Genomic DNA, 20,207 nt, shown 5'->3' with positions numbered 1-20,207 from the left:
ACATTCACCCTGAGTCGTTATGCTAGAGGGAAATCAGCGGATTTAAATTTTTAATTCGTATTCAGAAGCAATAAATAAAGCATAAAAAACCAGATATTTTTCTTTTAGTGCGTGGATATTCACCCTCTGAGTTAACCCATTTTTCGAAGAAAATATATTCTTGTTAGGCGGTGAAAAATAGCCGTGCGGTGCTGCGGAGTTATTATCGAACCGGGGCAGAACGACAATGCTGGAAAATTTTCACTTGACGATAGCAAGGACTTTTGCCACTAATTATCGGGTGATGTTTGCTGACCTGGTGCAGATTGTAGAATGGAAAAAATCGAGAATTTAATTCCGATGGTGGTTTTCGCGCGTGTCGTCGAAACCCTGAGCTTCACCGAGGCCGCACTCTCTTTGGGAATGTCGAAGTCATCAGTTAGCCGGGATATTTCAACGCTGGAAAAACGTATTGGTGCAATGCTGCTTAAGCGCACCACCCGGAAAATAGAGATTACGGAGCTGGGGCTGAGCTACTATCAGCACTGCTTCAAAATATTGAATGAACTGCGCGCCGCAGAACGCTTTATACGGGATTATTATGAGGAACCGGCGGGGACAATAAAAATACTTGCCCCGGTGACGTTCGGAAAACAGTATGTTGTGCCAGCATTAAATGCGTACTTAGAACGAAATATTATGGCCAACGTCGATCTCGATTTATCGGATAAAGCGGTGGATATCAAAGAGAGCCAGTACGATCTCTCGATCATTGTGGCGCAGGATACGCCAACCCATGAGCACACCAAATTTTTATGCTCCATCCAGTGGGGGCTTTATGCCACCCCTGACTGTATCGCCCGGATGCGTCCTGTCCTGACGCCGGGCGATCTCCCGGCCCACAACTACATTCTGTTTCGCGGTGTGGCGCGTACGGTTTCGCTGCCGTTCAGAAAAGAGAAACAGAAGGTCAATATTGACGTTCATAGCCGCTTCAGAAGCAACAACAGCGTGGCGCTGATCAGCATGGCGCTTTCCGGCCTCGGCATTGCTTACTTGCCCAATTACATTGCGCGAGAAAGTCTCGCCACCGGGAAACTGGTCCGGCTTTTACCCGGCTGGCAGATGGATGAATATAAAGTGTGGCTACTGTCCAAAAATAAAAACACGATGACCTCAGGCATTAAACGCTTTAGCGACGAACTTCAGCAGCTGATCGCCGGGGCCGAGGTCAAAGCAGGCTACTGATATCCAGCTCGCCATGACGCAGGATCGAGACTTTGTCATCCAGCAAAGAGATATGCGTGGTGGCGGTACGGCTGGGGTTTTTGCAGTTGGACGGGACAACCAGATCGACACAGTCTCCCATGTCTTCCCGGGCGAGCGTAAAACTGACAAGATCGCCCTCATCCTGCGGATATCCTGCCGGGATCACCACCAGCGGCCTGCCTAAGCGGCTGATGATGGTTCGCATCTGACTGTTTTTCACGCAGACGACCGGGAGAATATCGCCTGCGCCGGGAAGAAAATCGGCGCGCTGTTTCTTTCGCAGGCTGATTTTAAGGGTGCCGGGCCAGCAGGCCCGGCTGAGCATTTCAATTTTGCTTCTTTGCCACGGGCTGACATCCACCCATTCCCATATGTCCGCCAGTTCGCAGAAGCAAAACGTCATCTCTCTGGTACAGGGCGATCTTTTTAACAGCGTCAGTTTTTCCACGGCATCCGGGCTGTAAGGATCGGCTGCCAGGGCAAAGTGGGTATCGGTAGGGATCAGGATGATCCCGCTATTACGCAATACGGTAATGGCCTTGTCTATAAATGACATGATTATCGATATCCCTGTGACGCGGTTAAACCCAAAAATTAATAGTAATCGCCGTGGCGATAGTCCCAGGTATTAAACTGGGCGGACATGAAATTAATAATTTTATTCACGTCGAGACCTTTGCGAATTAATACCGGGCAAGGGGTCACTTTTCTGGCACTACCCTGTTCAGGGACCAGTTTCCCTTCGCTGTCCACCATGGACACCATCACGCCTTGTTCATAGCGACTCTCCTGGGTTTCATCAGGCTGAATAGACTTAACGTACTCGTTGGCACAAATAATTAAGTCTGCACGCGATTCGATGCGTTCCCCAATGAATTCCACCATGCCGCGGTTGCCTTTTCCTGACGGATTCGCCGAGCTGGCAAAAGAGAATTTCTGATGATTTTCCCACAGCTCTTTAGCAATCATTTCGCCGGGTTTGCCAAATTTAATCACGAAGCAGCTGGTTTTTCTGCCGTCCATCATCAGCTCTTTGAGGCCGTTATCGGGTAATCTGGCGATGGCATCTTCTCGCCACGGTAAAATACAGCCCAGTAATACGTCTGCATCCCAGTGGGCCTGATAAAATGCCTCGATTTCCGGGTTCATCTCCGCCAGCGATTTCAGCTGTTCCATACTGCCGCACAATACCACGCCGGGTTTATTACGGTTTCGCTGTTTGGCTTCGAATTTTCTCTCCAGCCCCTCTTTATCTGAGGTCATAATGATATAACCCACTTTCGTAGGGCAAACAATCATTCCGCCTTCAGCCGATAATACGTTAATCGCTTCCGGCTGAACCTGACCATTCCACGCGACTTTCTTATTCATCATTCAATTCTCCCTGCACCGCACTGGTGTCATAAATTTAGGCAAAGGATGTCGCGTAATAAGAGGCTTCGCAATCAGCAGAGAAATTTTCACCGCATTGTTTCAGTGTTGGAACAATATCGCGTTATTCCTGGGCAATATGCCGGGTTGGTTAATTCTGTTACCGGTTTTGCTTTCAATCGGTTACCAATAGAACAACCCACCGGTAAATACCGATTTTCAAACAGAGGTTAACGCTATGAAAGTATCTATTGCAGGTTTAAGTGACTACGCTTTTCTCTCCAAAGCGAACGAATATCATAATTTTGGGGGGAATGGCGATAATGTCTCGCCCGCCTTGTCCTGGGAAAATGTCCCGCAGGGAACCAAAAGTTTTGCCGTAACCGCGTACGATCCTGATGCGCCAACGGGCAGCGGTTTCTGGCACTGGGTGGCGTATAACATTCCTGCCAGCCTGACCGGGCTTGCGGCAGGAGCGGGAAATCCGGCGAACACACCTGACATCAAACACGCCAGCTCCGATTTTGGTGCGCCTGGCTACGGCGGTTGCTGCCCGCCAGAAGGGGATATTCCGCACCGCTATATCTTCACCCTGCACGCCCTGAGCTGCGATGACCTGGGCGTGACGCCGGATCTGCCAAACGCGGTGATACGTTTCCTCATCAACATGCATACCCTTGAGAAAGCCAGCGTCGTCACGCTGTATAAGCGTTAATGAGGCGTGTGTGATTAACCGAATCAGAGCGGTTTTCGCCCGGTATAGCCTGCTCAAATGGGGCGTGGCGGGTGGCGTGCTGGTGGCCATTGTTCTGCTGTTTTTTGCGGGAATGGGGGTCTCCAGCAAGGAGGCCTTTATCAATGGCCGAATATCCACGGTGCTCTCCCCGCTGCCGGGACAGCTGGTGCTGGCGAAGAACATCGCGCCGGGACAGGCGGTCCGGGCCCGGCAATCGCTGGGAAATGTGGTCACCACGCAGGCGAACGACCAGATCCCCGGCCTGGTGGCCCAGCGCAGCGCGCTGGAGATCCAGCTTGCTGAACTCGACAAGCAAATTTCGGGGATCGATCAACGACTGCAGGTTTATCAGCAGCAGCGGCAGCAGTACCTCGCCGAGAGCAGGATGCAGCAGCAGTTAGGTGAGAAACAATCGGCTGCCACGTTTGTACAACTGAAGGAGGAGCTGAGCGCAATTACGGCGCAAACTGCCTTCTCCCGACAGCAGCTTCAGCGCTATGAAAATCTCTACCAGCAGCGTTTCATCAGCCGCATGGAGTATGAAGAGCGTAAGAACAACACCCGGGTGTTGCAGGCCAGCCAGGAGGCGAAAGCGGCCGAGCTGCGTCAGCGTTTACTGGACGTGAATGCCGCCAAATCCGGTCTTCAGCTGACAGGGCCAAGAACGCTGGATGCGCCACAGCAGAATCAGCGCGATATGTCGCTCACAATCGAGAATATGCAGCAGGAGAAGCTACAGCTGATTGCCCGCAAGCAGGCGACGACGCAAAGCATTCAGGAAGTCGTTGCGCTCCTTCACTCCCGTCAGCAGGCGGCGCTCAACAGCAGCACGGACGGCGTGATCTGGGACGTGACGGAGGAGAGTGGTGCGAGCGTTCAGAACGGCACCCCGATTGTGCGCATTCTGGATTGCCGCACCCGCTGGGTAGAGGCGTTTTTTGATGAGGCTGACGCCGGCAGTCTGCGCCCGGGGATGGCGGTAACGGTGCGTCTGACCACCGCATCCGCCACGCACTGGAAAGGAACGATAAGAACCCTCCGCGCTGGGAGTGGACGCGTAGCGGTCGGGGAGAGGGACGTACAGCCCCCGCCTGAAATCGCGCGCCGGCAGTTGCCCGTAAAAGTGCTGACTGCACATATCGATATCGACTGGAAAGACGTGCCGGATCCCGCCAGTTTCTGCCTCGCGGGACGTAGCGTAACCGTCAACATTTAAACAGGAAAAGAGATGCAGCATATACACAATACGGTCGCCGCCCTGAAGCGCGGCGAGGTGGTTCTGGTCCCCACGGACACGAATTACGCCCTGGCGGCAGACCCGTGGAACATAGACGCCTGCCAGAAAATTTACGATCTCAAAAAACGCGAACGACAGAAACCGCTGACGCTTTTCGTCGCGGAACCGGCGCAGGCATGGGATTACATCGCCGTCGATAAGGTCCAGCACCGCGCTGCGCTCGACAAACTGATTGGTGCCATGCCCGGCGCGCTGAATGTGGTGGTTCCGGCATCGGACAATGTGCCGCAGAACCCGTATCTGAAGCCGGAATCCATCTCTCTGGTGTGCAATCATCAGAGCGTGTTGCGAGAGGTGATTGCGCTGTTTGGCCGCCCGCTGGGGATGAGTTCTGCCAATCTTTCCGGCGTGGAGTCTGACGGCCTGATCGACATTGATGCCGCCCGCCAGACGTTTGGCGACCGTGTGGGCTATATTCTGCCCGCAGCCCAGCGTCCGGTGACAACGGTCTCCAGCACCATCGTCTCGTTACTGGAGAAGGAGATTAAAATCCTTCGTGCGGGAGATATGGATATTATGGCGATGCTGGCGTCATGACGACGCGCCGGTTACATCCCGGGTCTGGCAACCATGGCCTGTTCCTGGCCTACCGTATTATTTCCCGTTGCTATTTCCATCTTCCCGTCTTGCTGCTCTATTTCTGGACAATAGACATGGGGATGTACCGGATTATTTTCCTGCTGGCGCTGTATGGATTGACCAGCACCTTCAGCAGCGGCATACCCGGCTGGCTGCTGCGCTTCTTGTCACCCAGACAGACGGTGATTGCAGGCGAACTGATGAAGGCGCTGGGAATGGCGCTGATGCTCTGGAGCACCCGGCAAAGTGAGGTCAGCCTCCCTCTGCTGGTGGTGTCGCAGCTGCTTGGCGGCGCGGGATTTACCATTGCGCTGACCACGGATGCGGCCCTGCTGCGCCAGCTCACCGCAGGCGATCAGCACCGGTTTATGCAGATCCAGACCACGTCGCAAAGCGGGATGTTTATTGCCACCCTGATCGCCGGATCGCTGGGGAGTATTCTGTTTGACTATAACCCCCAGTGGCCGTTTATCGCCGCCATTGTGGTGAGCGTTATCTCCTCCGGATGCGTGGCGTTGATTCGCGTGCAGGAGGCAGAGCCCGAACCTGCCCGGCCTGTTGAGCGGGTCTCTTTTTCGCCCAGAGGGGACCAGCTCTTCTGGATGCTGTTCTATTCCATTTCACGCGCTTTTACGCTGGCGCCGTTCATCGGCTTTATCCCGTTCTACTTTATTATGGTGAATGTCGACCCGCTGCTTTTCGGTGCCGTGCTGAGCTGCTTTACGCTCTCGTCCTGGGGAGCGATCAAAATAGCCGGGCCGTTTATCGCACGGTTTGGGGTAACGGCGTTACTGGCGACGACAAGCCTTTTTATGACGGCGGCGCTGGGGCTTTTTGCCAGCAATGAATGGCTTGCAGCGAGAGGCATGGACTATTTTGTCTCCGGGCTGCTGGCGCTGGTGCTGCTGGGGTTTGGCTCCGGGACGATCCGGCCCGTCACGCTTGCTAACCTCGATCTCTCTGCCAATACCCCGGATGAACGTATGCGCGTGTTCGGGCGCATGGAGCGTGATTTCGGGCTGGCCAATGCTTTTTTACTGGCCGTTGGGGCGTGGCTGCTGGTGAGCCGGGACTTTTCCACGCTGATGCTGATCTTCTGCCTGATCTATATTCTGGTGGCATGCATATCTGCACTGCTTTACTTAAAGAATTTGCGCAGCGGGGAGCACAGTTCCACCTGAGGAACAATTCATACGCAAAATGAAACTAATCTGACGAATAACGGATTCCCGTTGAAAGCCCCTCCTCTGTACGGTGTAATTTCCCCATCAGATAAAGAGGAGAGAAAAATGAATATTCACGAAACTGATGATTATGCGTCGGTAAATATAAAGCCGGGGATGACGTTAACCGAAAAAATAATCGCCAGAGCCAGCAAGAGATCGCATGTTTCACCGGGTGAAGTGCTTTTCGTGAATGTTGATGTATTAATGTCCCACGATCCCTGCACGCCTGGCGTCGCCAGCGTATTTAAAAAAGAATTTGGTGAAGAGGCAAAAGTCTGGAACCCGGATCGCTTTATTATGATCCCTGACCACTTTGTTTATTCCGCCGACCCGCAGGCGAATCAAAATATTCGGGTAATGCGGGAATTCGCAAAAGCGCAAAATATTACCCATTTTTATGATGTGGGCACCCCGGACTATAAAGGCGTGTGTCATATTGGCCTGGCGGAAGGGGGACACACCCGGCCGGGAGAGGTGTTGTTAGGGACCGATTCTCACACCGTGACCGCCGGGGCCTTTGGCACCTTCGCCATTGGCGTGGGGATCACCGACGGGGCGTATGCCCTGGGTACGGGGGAGATCCCGTTGATGGTTCCCGCCACCATAAAAGTGAATTACTACGGTAAAAAAGCGAAAAGCGTTCAGGCGAAAGATTTAATTCTGGTGTTAATGAAAGAGCTGGGCGTGGAAGGGGCGACCTATAATGCCATCGAATTTACCGGCAACGTCATCGATGAATTATCGGTCGAAGAGCGAATGACGATGTGCAATATGGTTGTGGAGTGCGGGGCTAAAAACGGCATTATGGTGCCAAACCAGGCCACGCTGGATTACCTGGCGACCAGAACCACCGTCCCGTATTCCGTGGTGACGCCTGATGAAAACGCGCATTACGTCCGCACGATTGATATTGACGTCTCGGCATTAACCAGCGTGATTGCGCGGCCACACTCCCCGGATAATGTGGTGGCAGTGGCACAGCTGGAAAATATTGCCATTTCGCAAGCCTATATTGGCTCCTGCACGGGCGGTAAAACGGATGATTTTATCGCTGCCGCGGAAATACTGTGGCAGCGCAAGGTGGCTATCCCAACCTACGCCGTTCCCGCGACCAAAGAGGTTTTTCATAATCTGATCACCACCCAGGTGAAGGGCCGATCCGTGTATGAAATCCTGACCCGGGCTGGCGTTAAATTATCTTCTGAACCCGGCTGCGCAGCTTGCTGCGGCGGGCCAGCGGACACCTTTGGGAGAGTCAGGGATCCGATAAGCGTGATTTCCACCACCAACCGTAACTTTGTGGGGCGGATGGGAAATAAAGGCGCGATGATTTATCTGGCCTCACCTTATGCAGTGGCTGCTGCGGCAGTGACCGGTTTTATTACTAATCCAGAACGGTACTTAACTAATGACTATTAATAACGTAATGCGCGGTACAGTTTATGTGTTAGGCGACAATATCGATACCGACCAGATATTAACGGCTGAATATTTGAAAATTAACCCGGCCTCTGCCGAGGGGCGTGAAGAGCTGGCAACGCTCGCCATGTGCGGACTGCCGGAAGGGGCGCTGCCGTTTATCAATCCGCAGACGCAGCGAGCAGGGTATGACTTTATTGTGGCCGGGAAAAATTTCGGCTGTGGCTCATCGCGCGAGCATGCGGTGGTGGCTCTGGGGGCATCCGGCGTGAAGGCCGTCGTCGCCCAGTCGTTCGCCCGCATATTTTTCCGTAACTGTGTATCCACGGGGCAAATCATGCCCGTCACGCTGAATGAAGGCTGTGATATCCGTGCGCTGAAAACGGGGGATACCATTGAAATCGATTTAGACGCTCATCAGATTGGTACTGCTGATGGGATTCTGAAAACCGCTCCGGTAGGGGAACTTGCGAACATTGTCGCCGCCGGTGGCTTGTTCGCTTACGCAAGGCAAACAGGAAAGATTTAATCCAATACAACCATAAGACTCAAAACAAGACGCCTTACTTTCTCAGGGTGCAGCGTCTGTTTTGAGCGTACATAAGGCAATCAAACTATGATCACCCAGCTAGAGTTTAACGATCTTCAAAAAGATGAGCTATCAAAACTTATCAGCCGTGTCACCATCAGCCCTTATACAGACTACAAACTCTTCAAGCAGTCCATCACCGAACTCATTGAAAATGGTCTGGTGCCCACTTTTTTTGTTCAGGCCTGCGAGCGCGTCAGGCAAGAGCGCAAGGATCAAGGCATTAACGCGCATTTATTAAAAAACGTACCACTCGACACCATCATTCCTGAATTTGATCAGTCCAATCCCGTTAACGATAAGTACGCTAAAAAGCTCACCTTTGTAGGAGAGGCCCTGCTGGAGCTGTTCGCTCAGCTCACCGACTCACCGTTACTGGCCTACCGTACGCGCAACAACGGTGATTTTTTCCATGATGTTTATGCCGACAAAAAATACAGCAACACACAAACGCAAAAAACGGACGGCGAACTTTATTACCACAACGATCGCACCGCTCACCCGGTGCGCGCTGATTTTCTCAGCTTATTAGGCATGCGTTGCAGCGAAGAAAACCTGATTTTTACCGGCTACCTGGACGGTAAAGCGATTCTGGATAATTTAAAGGCTGAATCCCAGGAGTGGTTACGCAAGCCACTTTTTATTACCCCTTTTGATGAATACTCTCGCGACTCGAACGCCAGCCAGATTGATTCTGAGCTGCATCCGATCCTGGAGAATATTCATACTTTCCGTTACTACGACACACGCACAACGTATTCTCCGGATGCGCCAGCAGAGGCGATCAAAGCATTAATTGACCTTAAGGTGGCCATCACCAAAGCGGCAAAAGGCCGCGTTGCTATTAACAAAGGCGACCTGTTCTCCTTCGCCAATCAGGACTCTTTACACAACCGGGAAATCATCCAGGTGAGAGATCCCTACTCTGCGGAAAAACGCTGGCTGCTGAAAACATACAGCTTCCGTAATCCCGAGGTGATGAATATGTATCACAACTACTTCGATGCCGATCTGCCGGGGTTTGTGGTCGCCGAGTAAGGGTGACCTTGCTGGTATAAAAAAGCCCGCATGCCTGAGGTGTGCGGTTTTTTTGTTTTTGCGAGAAGACCTGTGCTATTAACGTTCTTTGGTCATAACTTATGACAAGCCTTTGTCAAGCTCAGCGGATAGCCTGTTAAGTTCCTTGCTGATGTGTTTGCGCCGTTGTTTTAACAGTACCCGGGCCGGAATGATGCGTTCGATAATTGTCGGCTTTCTGTTCAAATACGCTGTCACAAGCCGTTTGATGTCTTCCTCTGACCAACCGTCCATCACCGGCGTTGGGTTGTAAAGCAGATTAGCCTGTAGAGCAGGGGCGACTTCCTCATCCACAATTCTGAAGATCTCTTCCCGGTTTAATCCGGATTTTTTCAGCACCTCTGCCATCCATTGATAGTCATACTCCTGGAGTTCACGCCCGGAAAAAAGTTCTGATAAGGCGTGCCAGACGGGGACGCGGGCGATCAGTTCTACGTCAGTTAAGGTGAGTATTCTGTTAAATAATGGCTTCAACTTATGTTTTCCGGCGTGGGAGTGGCAGAAATCGCTATGTATTTTTTCAGGCCTGACTCCCGTTTAACACCTTTCGGGTCGGAAATAAAAGGGAGGCGCAAGCGAGGTGAATCTGATACTTCCACTGTCCAGATATAATCCCCAATAAACCTGAAATTCACGCTATCGTCAGTGATCTGGAGGTCAGCAAAACTTCCTGTCGAGTATTCATTACCCAAACGAACAATTTCTTTAAGCCCGTCATGCACGTCGATAAAGGCAATGGTCAACGATTCCTCGAAAATGACGTCGTCTGTCAGAAACAGGATATAACGCTGGTCATTAACCTGAACCGCAGCTTCCAGTATGTGCCCGGGAACGAGAATACCCGTGCTTTCGCCATTGAGCATGACGTCACACTGAGCCTGGGTTAACTCGTTCGCTTCGCGGGTTAATATCAGAGAGAGTGATTGAACCTGCTGCATCATTAATTTCGGGTATGTTTCCATGTCTGGACTGGAAGCGTTCTGTGACTGTGGATTTGCTAAGAAGAAAACATAAGCTTTTGATGGTTTACTGGCAAACAAATTTGCCTGGCTGTAGAACTGTTCATGTTACTGAATTTATCAATAGAGAGCCGCATTCGCGTGTTGTAGTTCATTTTTTTGGAGCATGACCACTCGCGATGGCAGGGCCCCGTACTGTATCCAATTAAGCTATTACAGCTCTTGCATCAGCTTAATGAATTGTCCGAACGATTTAGCAAGAATTAGGCTTGTCAGGGGGCAGCATAAACTTCAGGTCAGTTGGCCAGTTTTTTTTTTCTGAGATCTCGGTATACTGGCTTCGCGTAGAAGGAAGGGGAATGACGTGGCGATATCGGAAGAAGTGTTACTTAAATCTGGTTTTACAAAAGAAGAGCTTCAAAGGCTTAAACGCTATGCGGATACGCAAAGTACTACATTGGATATTTTGCTTCCTGCTCTTTCAAATCGATTTAAAGGGATTATCATTCTTACAGCCATACTTATCGTTCTGTTCATCCTGGCAGTGTGCTTCGCGTCCTCAGAAAATATCATCTCATCAGGTGTAGCTGTACTGTTTATCTTTGGTATCTTCTGCTGGATGACCCCCCTCAAGTTAACTTATAAAGCCTGGCGGTTTAAGAAGGATTATCAATAGTCAGTAAGTCGAAAACGATTTTTGCGTTTATGCCATATCCGATGATTTTCATGGTAAGTTTTGGCCGACTCATTGAGTCCATTTTTCTGTAAAAATCTGAGCGCATAAAATAAAACAGGCGCCAGGAGCCTGGTTTTCGAAGTAAACCGAATACGCTGTACGCATTTGCAGCAAGACTTACCGTTTTATAGGCTGCCAGACCTGTTTCACTGCGAAATCCCATAAACTCCGCTACTGACATCGCTGTGTCAGCAACAAACCCTTGTGACCCAGGTTTGTTCAGTAATTGATTATTTACTTCTCTGGATACGGTATTTGCCGCATCAATCACTAATGTGGCACCCAACAAGACCCCGACGGGTGTCATTGAACTAGCAAGGATCAATCCACCTGCGGCTTGTAAACCTGCAACAACAACCTGCACAGCGGAGATCACATAGCCAACGATTTTGTTGTTTTCCTTGATGAATTCAACTTTGGCATAAATCTGTGCAGCTTTCGTCCTGAGTAGACGATCCTGTTCAAGAAGATTTTCGTTCTCTGCCCTTAGATTTTTTATGTAGGAAATCCCTTCTTCCTCAGACTTCGCTTTGCGGGCAAGAGAAAATTGCTCAGTGATGAAAGACTTAATGTCTTCCATGAACTGAATTCTGGTGAGCCCATCTTTGAGGTAGCTAGCCGCTACCATGTTTGCTGTGTTAATGAGTTTTCTAGCTTCAAGATTAATCATGGTCGCTGACCATGCGTTAGTCCGTTGTCCTGTAAGAAGCGAAATATCCATTATTACCCTCATGTACGATTTACGGTAGCACCGGCCAAGAGCATATAACAATCTATATTCGTTTGTATATATTCTTGCTATGCAGCAGCAATTTTCATAATCCAGGAAAGACCTCTTTGCTATCTTTGTGATATGCTGTAACGCCCCAGCCGAATTGTATTCAATTAGTGATACAAGTAATAAAGAACTGCATGTCTCTGACGATGTATTATTAACTGATGCCGGAAGAGATACTTTCTGACATAGTACTCAATGCTGATTCTCACTATCTTTTGGGCAATAATAGTGCTGCTATGTCTAAATGGGCGGTAGCCGTTTAATGTGCTGGCGCACAAGTATGGACAGCCATCCGAAGAGACTAAAGTGATCGTACTGACGCTACTCAAAGGTATGAGGAGTCCGGCAAGCATTTCCACCCGGCTGCAACTCAGGGATGAACTAACGTAGGTCGAAAAGGCATACCGAGTAAAGCTTGCTTCACTCGCATGAATAGGTGCAGGTAACCGTCTGAATGATTTTATGCAGGCGCACGGCGCGGAGTACGCCGCCGCCCTTGTCCCCGAGCTGATGAATTATTCCGGGCAGCATTCCGCCATTCAGCGCTGTGCCATGCAGCACTCAGTCGACTATCTTCGTGAGGCGTTACAGGTCTGGCTGGCCGCCGGTGAAAAAATTAATTATTCGGTGCAGGATAATGGCATTTTAACGACCATCGGATTCAGGCTAGACGCGGCTTCGTGGGATGATAATCGTGAAAAATTCACACCTGTACAGAGCCTGAATTACCCCCGCCGACGCGCAGAACTGGCCGCGCAGTTGTCCTTTCAACAATTCCAGAAAGTCCTGCTGTTTTCCCGTAAAAAAGCCATGCATGGAGAAGGTGCAGAGTTTTGCATGCGTTTACCGACACTGAATTCCCCTCCCGCGGCAGCACTGACTTACTCTGAGGCCGATCATGCACTTGCATTATAAGCGGTCCCTTAAGCGGACAGGCGGGGCGGGGAGAGCATTATGCGCTGGAATTGTAATTGTGATTTTGAAATTGGACTAAACAAAATATGGGCAGTCAAATTAAGACTGCCCTTAGTTATATACTTAAAGCTTAGAAAGTATCATTTTTTGAATTGTTTCTGAACGAATTATTCTCGATTTACGATTGTTAGTACCTTGATACATACAAGGGTAATACTCTTTATATGGGGACTGAGTGTCTTTGTATTTATAAAGATTTGAGGAAAAAGTATTAAGTAATGCCGAGAGAGTATCTACAACAGGTAAAACTTTGACTGGATCTGTTGTCTTAGTTTTTTCGTTTCGCTGAATTATAAATCCAGACAGTTCAACCAATAAAGAGAAGAAATTTGATTTTCTAAACCAAACCGAATCTGGCGGTAAGTTTGATTTGTCAATTAATGAGAATGCATTTACTAACACTTTAGTCATATATTCTTTTTTCGGATACTGCTCATTGAATTTATTAATAATATTTTCAAGTTCACCATCTTGGGAGAAATACCCACCATTTTCAATAGTTGCCATTATCAATAAAATATAATGAAGATCAGCCATCCTATCTAACTCTGAAGTCTTTAATACTCCATAATCTTTAATATCTACAGAATCTAAAATATCTTTAGCCGTTTGAATGAATTCCCCATCATAAATTGCATTCTGAATTTCAATTGCATCAAGGCTAAACTTCGTTAAGTTTATTCGCCTGAATACCTCTCTAATAATATGTTCTTCTACATTACCAATGTTACGAACAACAACTTTATAACCAAGGAATGATTCTTTTTCTTCGTTTGAAAGGTCAGCGTATTTAGGGATTTTTTTGAATTCGTCGGAACCGTCACCCTCTATATATCTTTTAATCGTAGTTAGTCGCTGTTGCCCGTCTATTACAAGGGTAGTCGAGTTGAAGCTAATTGTATCTATCTCACCATCGCATACATATACCTCTGGGAACGGGAAACCCTTGAGTATGGTGTCGATGAACTCTTCTTGATGTCGCATTGTCCATACAAAGTTCCTTTGAAAAGGTGGTTTTAAAATTAGAGAACCATCTCTTATTTGTTTATAAAGATCAGAAACTCTTGGCGTGATGCTATTTGTCTCAATTTTCATATGGTCAACTCAAAGTAGTTTGATTGTAAGTTTATCTAGACCGGTAAGAGTATACTTTTCAAAGCATTCATAAGATTTGAACACACCAGCTGTAACCTTATAGTTTCCAGCTATGCAATTCTTATATGAAATGCTATTAAAAAAATCAAACCAATCGCTTCTAAATTCGTTAGGATAAGATTTTATGGGTAATAAATCAGGTCTTATCCATCCCATAGCTGAATACTTAAGGAATTCGAAATAAAATTCTTGCTGTCGAGCGGTCAAAAAAACGTTACTTTGCCTGAGTGATATTTGAAAGTCGCCTACTATATTCATTACTTTATCAAAAAGAAAATTCGATATTATCGCAACGTCAATATCTGAGTTCAGGCTAAAGTCCGTCTTCTTAATAAATGAGAATCCAAGTTTTCCGGAGCCGGAAATATGTATGCTGTTAAAAGGTATTGAGAATTTTGTTGCAATTTGCTTTAAGAAGTAATAATAATCATCTTCTCTTTCCTTAAATACGAATGGTGTGCCATGGATTATTTTTCTTCGACAGAAATCCTTTAATGATTCAACGTCACTAGGCAGTGCGCGAATTTCATCTAAAAAAGCCATGTATCTTTCACTTACATGCATTTTTTGCCTTCGATACCTTTCGTTAAAATAACTGTCTTAAATATTTAAGACGCCGTTTTAATATATTTTTAGTTTCTAGCATGACTCCCTCACCATAGCATCAATTCACTCCTTTTTTGAAGTTATATGAACGGTTATAAGCACGGCGAACCTCATTCCTGTCACAATGAGCTAATGCTGACTCAATTACATCCGCATTAAACCCTCCTTCATTGTGCGCTGTGCGTGCAATAGCCCGTAGCCTACGGGCAACCAATTTACCACCATATCCGATTCTCTTTAAAGCAGCATTTGCAGTCTGGCTATTCATTGCTTGCTTTGGGTCATTTCTGCTCGGTAAAACATGTTCACGATGCGCATAGATTGGTTTCATCACTTCCAGAATCTCTAATGCCTGTGGAGATAGAGGCACTATATGCTCACGCTTTGCCTTCATCCGTTCCGCTGGAACACTCCTGAGTTTTGTTTTGAGATCGATCTCTGCCCAACGAGCACCAGAGGCCTCTGAAGGACGCACAAGCGTCAGTAGTTGATATTCAATGAGACTGCGAGTCGGAATAGACAGATTTGACATGATTAAAGAACGTATTAGTTTCGTCAATTCTTCTGGCCGCAGCGTTGGCATGTTTTGTTTTTTTGACTTCTAGAAGGCCATCCCTACACTTGATGCTGGATTAGCATCAATCAGGCCAGTGATTACAGCATAAATCATTATCTCGTTAATGCGCTGCACCTGCACCAGTCGACGTACAGTCTCAATCGCCCCACAAGTTTTGATTGGCTCTAGAGCCCGGGCTTTGATTTGCTAAACGGGGATCTCACCAATAGCAGGGAATACGTCTTTCTCCAATGAACGCCAAATGTCCTTTGCGTAATCAGGAGTAACGCTTTTGCTTTTGAGCTGGAACCAGTATCCCGAAACAGTCGAAAAAATACTGTCTAGAGCTATCTGTTGCTGTTCTTAAACAACTTCAGCCTGAACTTGGGGGTTATGCCATTAGCTAATAAGGCAAGGTAATCCGATCTCAACCCTCGGGGATCAGCCAGCGAAAGGGCGGGGAAGGCACCTAGCCCCATCATGCTCAGCTGCTTTGTTGCCGGACGTAGATATCGAAATCGCCAGTGTTTCTTGCCAATGGTTTTCACTATCAGAAAAGCCCGTTGCCAACACGCAGCGTTGGAACCTTCTCTAACGTTTTAGCGCGCAGGACTTCGGTTTTGGTCAGCGGGTGTGTAGTCCGTGGCACTATGGCCGCTCCTTCATGAATTGGTATAGCTAAATGTATACCAATAATCACCGGATTTAGCCGGATATTCTCGGACAAGACAGACACAAAAAAGCCCGCAGGGCTTGCGCCGTGCGGGCTCTTAGGACTTCATCGGATGACTCTGGTAATCACCGATGGAGAATTTTGGTGGAGCTGGCGGGAGTTGAACCCGCGTCCGAAATTTCTACATCCTCGGTACTACATGCTTAGTTTGTCTTTACATTCGCACGCCAGCTGCGGACAGACACGCCACTAACGAACTAGCCTGATTAGTTTTAACGCTTCAACCCCAGGCAGGGCTTCCACGCGATCTCTTTTGGGTTTGACCTCTCTTTGATCCCCGTCTTAAGAGCGGAAGCTAGGGAGAGAGGGCTCAGAGCAGGTTATTAAGCTGCTAAAGCGTAGTTTTCGTCGTTTGCGACTATTTTTTTGCGGCTTTTAACGAGGCAAACCGCCCCTCGGCATGCACCTTGGGTTTCGCAAATCCCGTCGAATCCAGAATCAGCCCCAATAGTGTTGAACTCAGTATACCAGATTTCACTTCCTGGATACCAGCCCGGAACGCTAACTTATTGAATAGTACAATAAGTGTGCAGAATCAACGTCCTGCGTTTTTCATAATGCGCGCTTTGTCGAGCTGCCATTCGCGCTCTTTCAGGTCAGTACGTTTGTCGTGCTGTTTTTTACCTTTGGCAACGCCAACTTTCACTTTGCACCAGGCGTTTTTCCAGTACAGCGACAGCGCGACCACGGTAAAGCCTTCACGGTTAATGCGCCCGTAGAGGGATTCCAGTTCACGCTTGTTCAGCAGCAGCTTACGGGTACGCGTTGGGTCACACACGTAGTGCGAAGAGGCGACGGTCAGCGGCGTAAAGTTGGCACCGAACAGGAAGGCTTCGCCATCTTTCAGGATCACATAGCTATCGCCGATGTTGGCTTTCCCGGCGCGCAGCGATTTTACTTCCCAGCCCTGCAGGGCAAGGCCAGCTTCAAATTCTTCTTCAATGAAATACTCATGGCGAGCACGCTTGTTGAGCGCAATGGTCGCCGAGCCTGGTTTATGTGCTTTTTTCTTCGTCATAAGTGTCGTAAAGCCGTCGGTAATCTGATTTCAAAAAGTCACCTCATTGCGTCCTGTGAGGTCTAACGCGCTATCTTAGCACGAGATGAGGCTTAGCGTTTTTTTAACAGGTGATAAATGTTATTATTTGTCCGTTGTGTGACCATGGGAAATGCTATGCCTCAGATTAGCCGTACTGCGCTTGTACCTTACAGCGCGGAACAAATGTATCAGTTAGTGAACGATGTTCAGTCTTATCCAGAATTTATCCCTGGGTGTACCGGGAGCCGCGTTCTGGAGTCTGGCCCGACGCAGATGACGGCGGCGGTGGATGTCTCCAAAGCGGGGATCAGCAAGACGTTCACCACCCGCAATACGCTGACGAACAATCAGAGTATTTTGATGCATCTGGTGGATGGTCCATTCAAGACCCTGATGGGAGGCTGGAAGTTTACGCCGCTGAGCGCTGATGCCTGCCGCATCGAGTTCCATCTGGACTTTGAGTTTACCAATAAGCTGATTGAGCTGGCGTTTGGCCGCATCTTCAAAGAGCTGGCGTCCAATATGGTTCAGGCGTTCACGACCCGCGCCAAAGAGGTCTACAGTGTCGCATAAGATAGCTGTGGAAGTGGTCTATGCGTTGCCGGAGAAGCAGTATCTGCAGCGCGTGACGCTGGAAGAGGGCGCAACCGTTGAGGCGGCTATCCGAGCTTCTGGCATTCTGGAGCTTCGTCGCGATATCGATCTGGCAAAAAATAAAGTCGGCATTTACAGCCGTCCGGTGAAGCTGGGTGATGTGCTGAAAGAGGGCGACCGGGTGGAGATTTATCGCCCGCTGATTGCCGACCCGAAAGAGCTACGTCGCCAGCGTGCGGAGAAATCAGCTAAGTAGTGCTTTCTTCTCCCGGTGGCGCTGCGCTTACCGTGGCTACGATCCAGTGCGAAATGTCGATACAAAAAAGGTGCTCATTGAGCACCTTTTTGCATTTCTGACGCCGGATTATTTGGTCAGGGCAGGCTTGTTGTCGATGTTGGTCAACACACCAGCGCTGCTGAAGGTCAGCGTCAGCGTCTGCTGGGTCACATCCTCGTGGCCTGGCTGCTGACGGAATACATAGAACCAGGTGTTGGTGCCGAACGGATCGGACATCATCGGGGTTCCCAGTGCATAAGCGACCTGCTGTTGTGTCATCCCTACACGGATTTTAGACACATCGTTAGGGGTAAGGTAGTTCCCCTGGTTGATGTCAGGACGGTAAACCACTTTCTCCAGAGTGGAACAGCCTGCGGTCAACATCAGAAGAACCGCAGCGGCAGCGGTCAGCGTTTTACAGCGCATAGTGATTTGATTCCTTTTCGGGCCCGAGCAGTACGCGGCTCATATGTAATATGCCGATGATAATAGACCTTGCCCCACTTTGAAACCGGTCTGGCGGCGTTTTTGTTGTTCTGTATGACCCTGAGATCCCGAAAAAGTTTATGCCGCCAGCAGTTCTTTCGCATTCGCGAGCGTATTGCGGGTGACTTCGCTGCCTCCCAGCAGACGAGCCAGCTCCTGCAGGCGTGAGCGTTTATCCAGCGGTTTCATGTGCGTTTCGGTCATTTCACCGTCCGTTTCTTTGCTGACGATAAAGTGATGATGACCACAGCCTGCCACCTGCGGCAGGTGGGTGACGCACATCACCTGAGTCGATTCACCCAGCTGGCGCAGCAGTTTACCCACTACCGCCGCCGTCGGGCCGCTGATCCCCACATCCACTTCATCGAAAATCAGGGCTGGGGTTTCCATTTTACGGGCGGTGATAACCTGGATCGCCAGAGCAATACGGGAGAGCTCACCGCCGGATGCCACTTTGGAAATAGGCTGTAACGGCTGGCCTGGGTTGGTGGTGACATGGAATTCGATGCGATCCGCGCCTTCCGCCGTCAGGGAGTTCTCTTGGAAGTGGACATCAATCGTGAATATGCCGTGCGGCATCGCCAGCGTATGCATACTGTCGGTGATGTGCTGGCTGAGTTCCTGAGCATAATGCTGACGAACATCATGCAGCTTTTTCGCCGTGGTCAGCGCCTGCTGATGGTGCTGGTTTACTGCCAGAGTCAGCGTTTCCAGTGAATCAGCCTGATCGTCAAGTTGCTGCTGTTCATCAAGGAGAGACTGATAAAAAGCAGGCAACTCTTCCGGCGTGACGTGGTGCTTGCGCGCCAGAGAAATCTGACGGGAAATGCGCTGTTCCAGCTCAAACAGGCGATTGGGATCGAGATCCAGACGTTCACAGTAGTGGCGCAGTTCATCACCGGCTTCAGAGATTTGAATCGCCGCCTCTTCCAGCATATCCAGCACGCCGGACAGTTTGCTGTCCATGCCCGCCAGCTCGGTAACAAGCTGACGCACGTTATACAGCTGGCTTTGCAGATTAACGTCTTCGCCATCTGCCAGTAAGGTGAGGGCGTTCTGGCTGGTAGAGAGCAGATGGCCACTGTTGGCCAGACGCTTGTACTCTTCGTCAATAAGTTCGAACTCACCCGCCTGCGGATTAAACTCGTTCAGCTCTTTGAGCTGATACTCCAGCAGCTCGGCGCGTGCGGCACGCTCCTGGCTTTGCTGCTGGTGCTGAGCCAGCTCGCGACAGCTCTGGTGCCACTGGCGATAGTGTTCTGCCATCAACTGAGTAAGTGCATACTCACCTGCATAGCCATCGAGCAGTGATTTTTGCTGCTCCGGCTTAACCAGCTGCTGATGCGCGTGCTGACCATGGATCTGAATAAGCAACTGACCCAGCTCGCGAAGCTGAGAAAGCGGTACCGCCGTGCCGTTGATAAAACCGCGTGAACGACCGTCGCTGTTGATAACGCGACGAAGTAAACACTCACGTCCATCTTCAAGCTGGTTTTCTTCGAGCCAGCGCAGGGCTGCAGGGGTGTCTTTCAGGGAGAAGCGAGCACAGAGGTCAGCACGGTTGGCGCCCATGCGCACCATGTCACCCTCAGCACGCCCGCCAAGGCACAAGCCGAGGGCATCAATGGCAATGGATTTACCCGCACCGGTTTCCCCGGTGATCGCCGTCATGCCGCTGTGGAAATCGATCTCAAGCTCACGAACAATGGCAAAGTTGCTGATGGTCAGTTGTGCCAGCATAATTGTTTTCCTGTATGAAAAACCATAACTG

21 protein-coding genes, 1 other RNA gene and 2 pseudogenes are annotated in these 20,207 nt (G+C 49.5%); 12 read left to right on the top strand and 12 right to left on the bottom strand.

The features are described from left to right. The first annotated feature begins 312 nt into the window (after nucleotides 1-312). Nucleotides 313-1,227 (top strand): LysR family transcriptional regulator, encoded by a 915-nt coding sequence (locus tag AK59_RS0104005; protein ID WP_029882103.1) that lies wholly within the window; start codon nucleotides 313-315, stop codon nucleotides 1,225-1,227. Here AK59_RS0104005 and AK59_RS0104000 read toward each other — a convergent pair. Both AK59_RS0104000 and AK59_RS0103995 read right to left on the bottom strand, forming a co-directional pair. Then, nucleotides 1,211-1,804 carry an L-threonylcarbamoyladenylate synthase gene (locus AK59_RS0104000; RefSeq protein WP_013098382.1) on the bottom strand — a complete coding sequence of 198 codons (594 nt, stop codon included), beginning with the start codon at nucleotides 1,802-1,804 and terminating at the stop codon, nucleotides 1,211-1,213. The genes AK59_RS0104005 and AK59_RS0104000 overlap by 17 nt on opposite strands. Nucleotides 1,805-1,842: 38 nt before the next feature. Further along, nucleotides 1,843-2,622 carry an L-threonylcarbamoyladenylate synthase gene (locus AK59_RS0103995; protein WP_023620864.1) on the bottom strand — a complete coding sequence of 260 codons (780 nt, stop codon included), beginning with the start codon at nucleotides 2,620-2,622 and terminating at the stop codon, nucleotides 1,843-1,845. 235 nt (nucleotides 2,623-2,857) lie between these two features. Between AK59_RS0103995 and AK59_RS0103990 the strand changes: the two genes are divergently transcribed. The 7 genes from AK59_RS0103990 (at nucleotide 2,858) to AK59_RS0103960 (ending at nucleotide 9,503) form a co-directional block, all read left to right on the top strand. After that, entirely contained in the window at nucleotides 2,858-3,334 is a 477-nt protein-coding gene (locus AK59_RS0103990) for a YbhB/YbcL family Raf kinase inhibitor-like protein (RefSeq protein ID WP_013098380.1), read from the top strand. Between the two features lie 10 nt (nucleotides 3,335-3,344). Beyond that, on the top strand, nucleotides 3,345-4,571 hold the full coding sequence (locus AK59_RS0103985) for an HlyD family secretion protein (RefSeq protein ID WP_029882102.1): 1,227 nt from the start codon (nucleotides 3,345-3,347) through the stop codon (nucleotides 4,569-4,571). A 12-nt stretch (nucleotides 4,572-4,583) separates the two neighbouring features. Beyond that, nucleotides 4,584-5,189 carry an L-threonylcarbamoyladenylate synthase gene (locus tag AK59_RS0103980; RefSeq protein ID WP_029882101.1) on the top strand — a complete coding sequence of 202 codons (606 nt, stop codon included), beginning with the start codon at nucleotides 4,584-4,586 and terminating at the stop codon, nucleotides 5,187-5,189. Further along, complete coding sequence (locus tag AK59_RS0103975) at nucleotides 5,186-6,412, top strand: MFS transporter (RefSeq protein WP_029882100.1); 1,227 nt, start codon at nucleotides 5,186-5,188, stop codon at nucleotides 6,410-6,412. Before AK59_RS0103980 ends, AK59_RS0103975 begins: the two co-directional genes overlap by 4 nt. A 108-nt stretch (nucleotides 6,413-6,520) precedes the next feature. Next, a complete protein-coding gene (locus tag AK59_RS0103970) occupies nucleotides 6,521-7,876 on the top strand; it encodes a 3-isopropylmalate dehydratase large subunit (protein ID WP_029882099.1) in 1,356 nt (451 codons plus the stop codon). Then, entirely contained in the window at nucleotides 7,866-8,405 is a 540-nt protein-coding gene (locus AK59_RS0103965) for a LeuD/DmdB family oxidoreductase small subunit (protein ID WP_013098375.1), read from the top strand. Before AK59_RS0103970 ends, AK59_RS0103965 begins: the two co-directional genes overlap by 11 nt. Before the next feature lie 87 nt (nucleotides 8,406-8,492). Further along, nucleotides 8,493-9,503, top strand: coding sequence for a TauD/TfdA family dioxygenase (locus AK59_RS0103960; protein WP_013098374.1), 1,011 nt, complete (start codon nucleotides 8,493-8,495; stop codon nucleotides 9,501-9,503). A 99-nt stretch (nucleotides 9,504-9,602) separates the two neighbouring features. Here the strand turns inward: AK59_RS0103960 and AK59_RS0103955 are convergent, their stop codons facing one another. Then, nucleotides 9,603-10,016, bottom strand: coding sequence for a DUF7079 family protein (locus AK59_RS0103955; RefSeq protein ID WP_231501486.1), 414 nt, complete (start codon nucleotides 10,014-10,016; stop codon nucleotides 9,603-9,605). After that, nucleotides 10,013-10,582, bottom strand: coding sequence for a hypothetical protein (locus AK59_RS0103950; protein ID WP_231501485.1), 570 nt, complete (start codon nucleotides 10,580-10,582; stop codon nucleotides 10,013-10,015). The genes AK59_RS0103955 and AK59_RS0103950 overlap by 4 nt, the downstream gene beginning before the upstream one ends. 283 nt (nucleotides 10,583-10,865) lie before the next feature. Here AK59_RS0103950 and AK59_RS0103945 point away from each other — a divergent pair, with 283 nt between their 5' ends. Next, nucleotides 10,866-11,177, top strand: a complete 312-nt coding sequence (locus AK59_RS0103945; RefSeq protein ID WP_029882096.1) for a hypothetical protein — start codon at nucleotides 10,866-10,868, stop codon at nucleotides 11,175-11,177. On the opposite strand, the gene AK59_RS0103940 is transcribed toward AK59_RS0103945, so the two are convergent. Then, a complete protein-coding gene (locus tag AK59_RS0103940) occupies nucleotides 11,158-11,958 on the bottom strand; it encodes a DUF4225 domain-containing protein (RefSeq protein ID WP_029882095.1) in 801 nt (266 codons plus the stop codon). The two genes, AK59_RS0103945 and AK59_RS0103940, sit on opposite strands and share 20 nt — an antisense overlap. A 489-nt stretch (nucleotides 11,959-12,447) precedes the next feature. On the opposite strand from AK59_RS0103940, the pseudogene AK59_RS1000000124910 reads away from it, so the two are divergent. Next, a pseudogene (locus AK59_RS1000000124910) lies at nucleotides 12,448-12,774 on the top strand (phage polarity suppression protein); the annotation flags it as partial. A gap of 279 nt (nucleotides 12,775-13,053) precedes the next feature. On the opposite strand, the gene AK59_RS0103930 reads toward AK59_RS1000000124910, so the two are convergent. The 5 genes and pseudogenes from AK59_RS0103930 to smpB form a co-directional block, all read right to left on the bottom strand. Next, nucleotides 13,054-14,085 carry a DUF262 domain-containing protein gene (locus tag AK59_RS0103930; RefSeq protein ID WP_029882093.1) on the bottom strand — a complete coding sequence of 344 codons (1,032 nt, stop codon included), beginning with the start codon at nucleotides 14,083-14,085 and terminating at the stop codon, nucleotides 13,054-13,056. Nucleotides 14,086-14,094: 9 nt separating this feature from the next. Then, on the bottom strand, nucleotides 14,095-14,688 hold the full coding sequence (locus AK59_RS0103925; RefSeq protein WP_032618395.1) for a hypothetical protein: 594 nt from the start codon (nucleotides 14,686-14,688) through the stop codon (nucleotides 14,095-14,097). 110 nt (nucleotides 14,689-14,798) lie between these two features. Then, nucleotides 14,799-15,956 (bottom strand): annotated as a pseudogene (locus tag AK59_RS1000000124210) (integrase domain-containing protein). A gap of 166 nt (nucleotides 15,957-16,122) precedes the next feature. Next, nucleotides 16,123-16,486, bottom strand: a transfer-messenger RNA (tmRNA) gene (gene ssrA, locus AK59_RS1000000124205). Nucleotides 16,487-16,575: 89 nt separating this feature from the next. Continuing rightward, nucleotides 16,576-17,058, bottom strand: a complete 483-nt coding sequence (smpB, locus tag AK59_RS0103920; protein WP_008502505.1) for an SsrA-binding protein SmpB — start codon at nucleotides 17,056-17,058, stop codon at nucleotides 16,576-16,578. Nucleotides 17,059-17,214: 156 nt separating this feature from the next. Here smpB and AK59_RS0103915 point away from each other — a divergent pair, with 156 nt between their 5' ends. Beyond that, complete coding sequence (locus AK59_RS0103915) at nucleotides 17,215-17,652, top strand: type II toxin-antitoxin system RatA family toxin (RefSeq protein WP_008502504.1); 438 nt, start codon at nucleotides 17,215-17,217, stop codon at nucleotides 17,650-17,652. Then, entirely contained in the window at nucleotides 17,642-17,929 is a 288-nt protein-coding gene (locus AK59_RS0103910) for an RnfH family protein (protein ID WP_028028154.1), read from the top strand. The genes AK59_RS0103915 and AK59_RS0103910 overlap by 11 nt, the downstream gene beginning before the upstream one ends. A gap of 108 nt (nucleotides 17,930-18,037) precedes the next feature. On the opposite strand, the gene bamE is transcribed toward AK59_RS0103910, so the two are convergent. Both bamE and recN read right to left on the bottom strand, forming a co-directional pair. Next, a complete protein-coding gene (gene bamE, locus AK59_RS0103905; protein ID WP_003863121.1) occupies nucleotides 18,038-18,376 on the bottom strand; it encodes an outer membrane protein assembly factor BamE in 339 nt (112 codons plus the stop codon). 138 nt (nucleotides 18,377-18,514) lie between these two features. Beyond that, a complete protein-coding gene (gene recN, locus AK59_RS0103900) occupies nucleotides 18,515-20,176 on the bottom strand; it encodes a DNA repair protein RecN (protein ID WP_029882091.1) in 1,662 nt (553 codons plus the stop codon). Between the last annotated feature and the right edge of the window lie 31 nt (nucleotides 20,177-20,207).

The organism is Enterobacter sp. T1-1 (assembly GCF_000710795.1).
Taxonomy (GTDB): domain Bacteria; phylum Pseudomonadota; class Gammaproteobacteria; order Enterobacterales; family Enterobacteriaceae; genus Enterobacter; species Enterobacter cloacae.
This window is presented reverse-complemented; position numbering and strand designations above follow the sequence as displayed.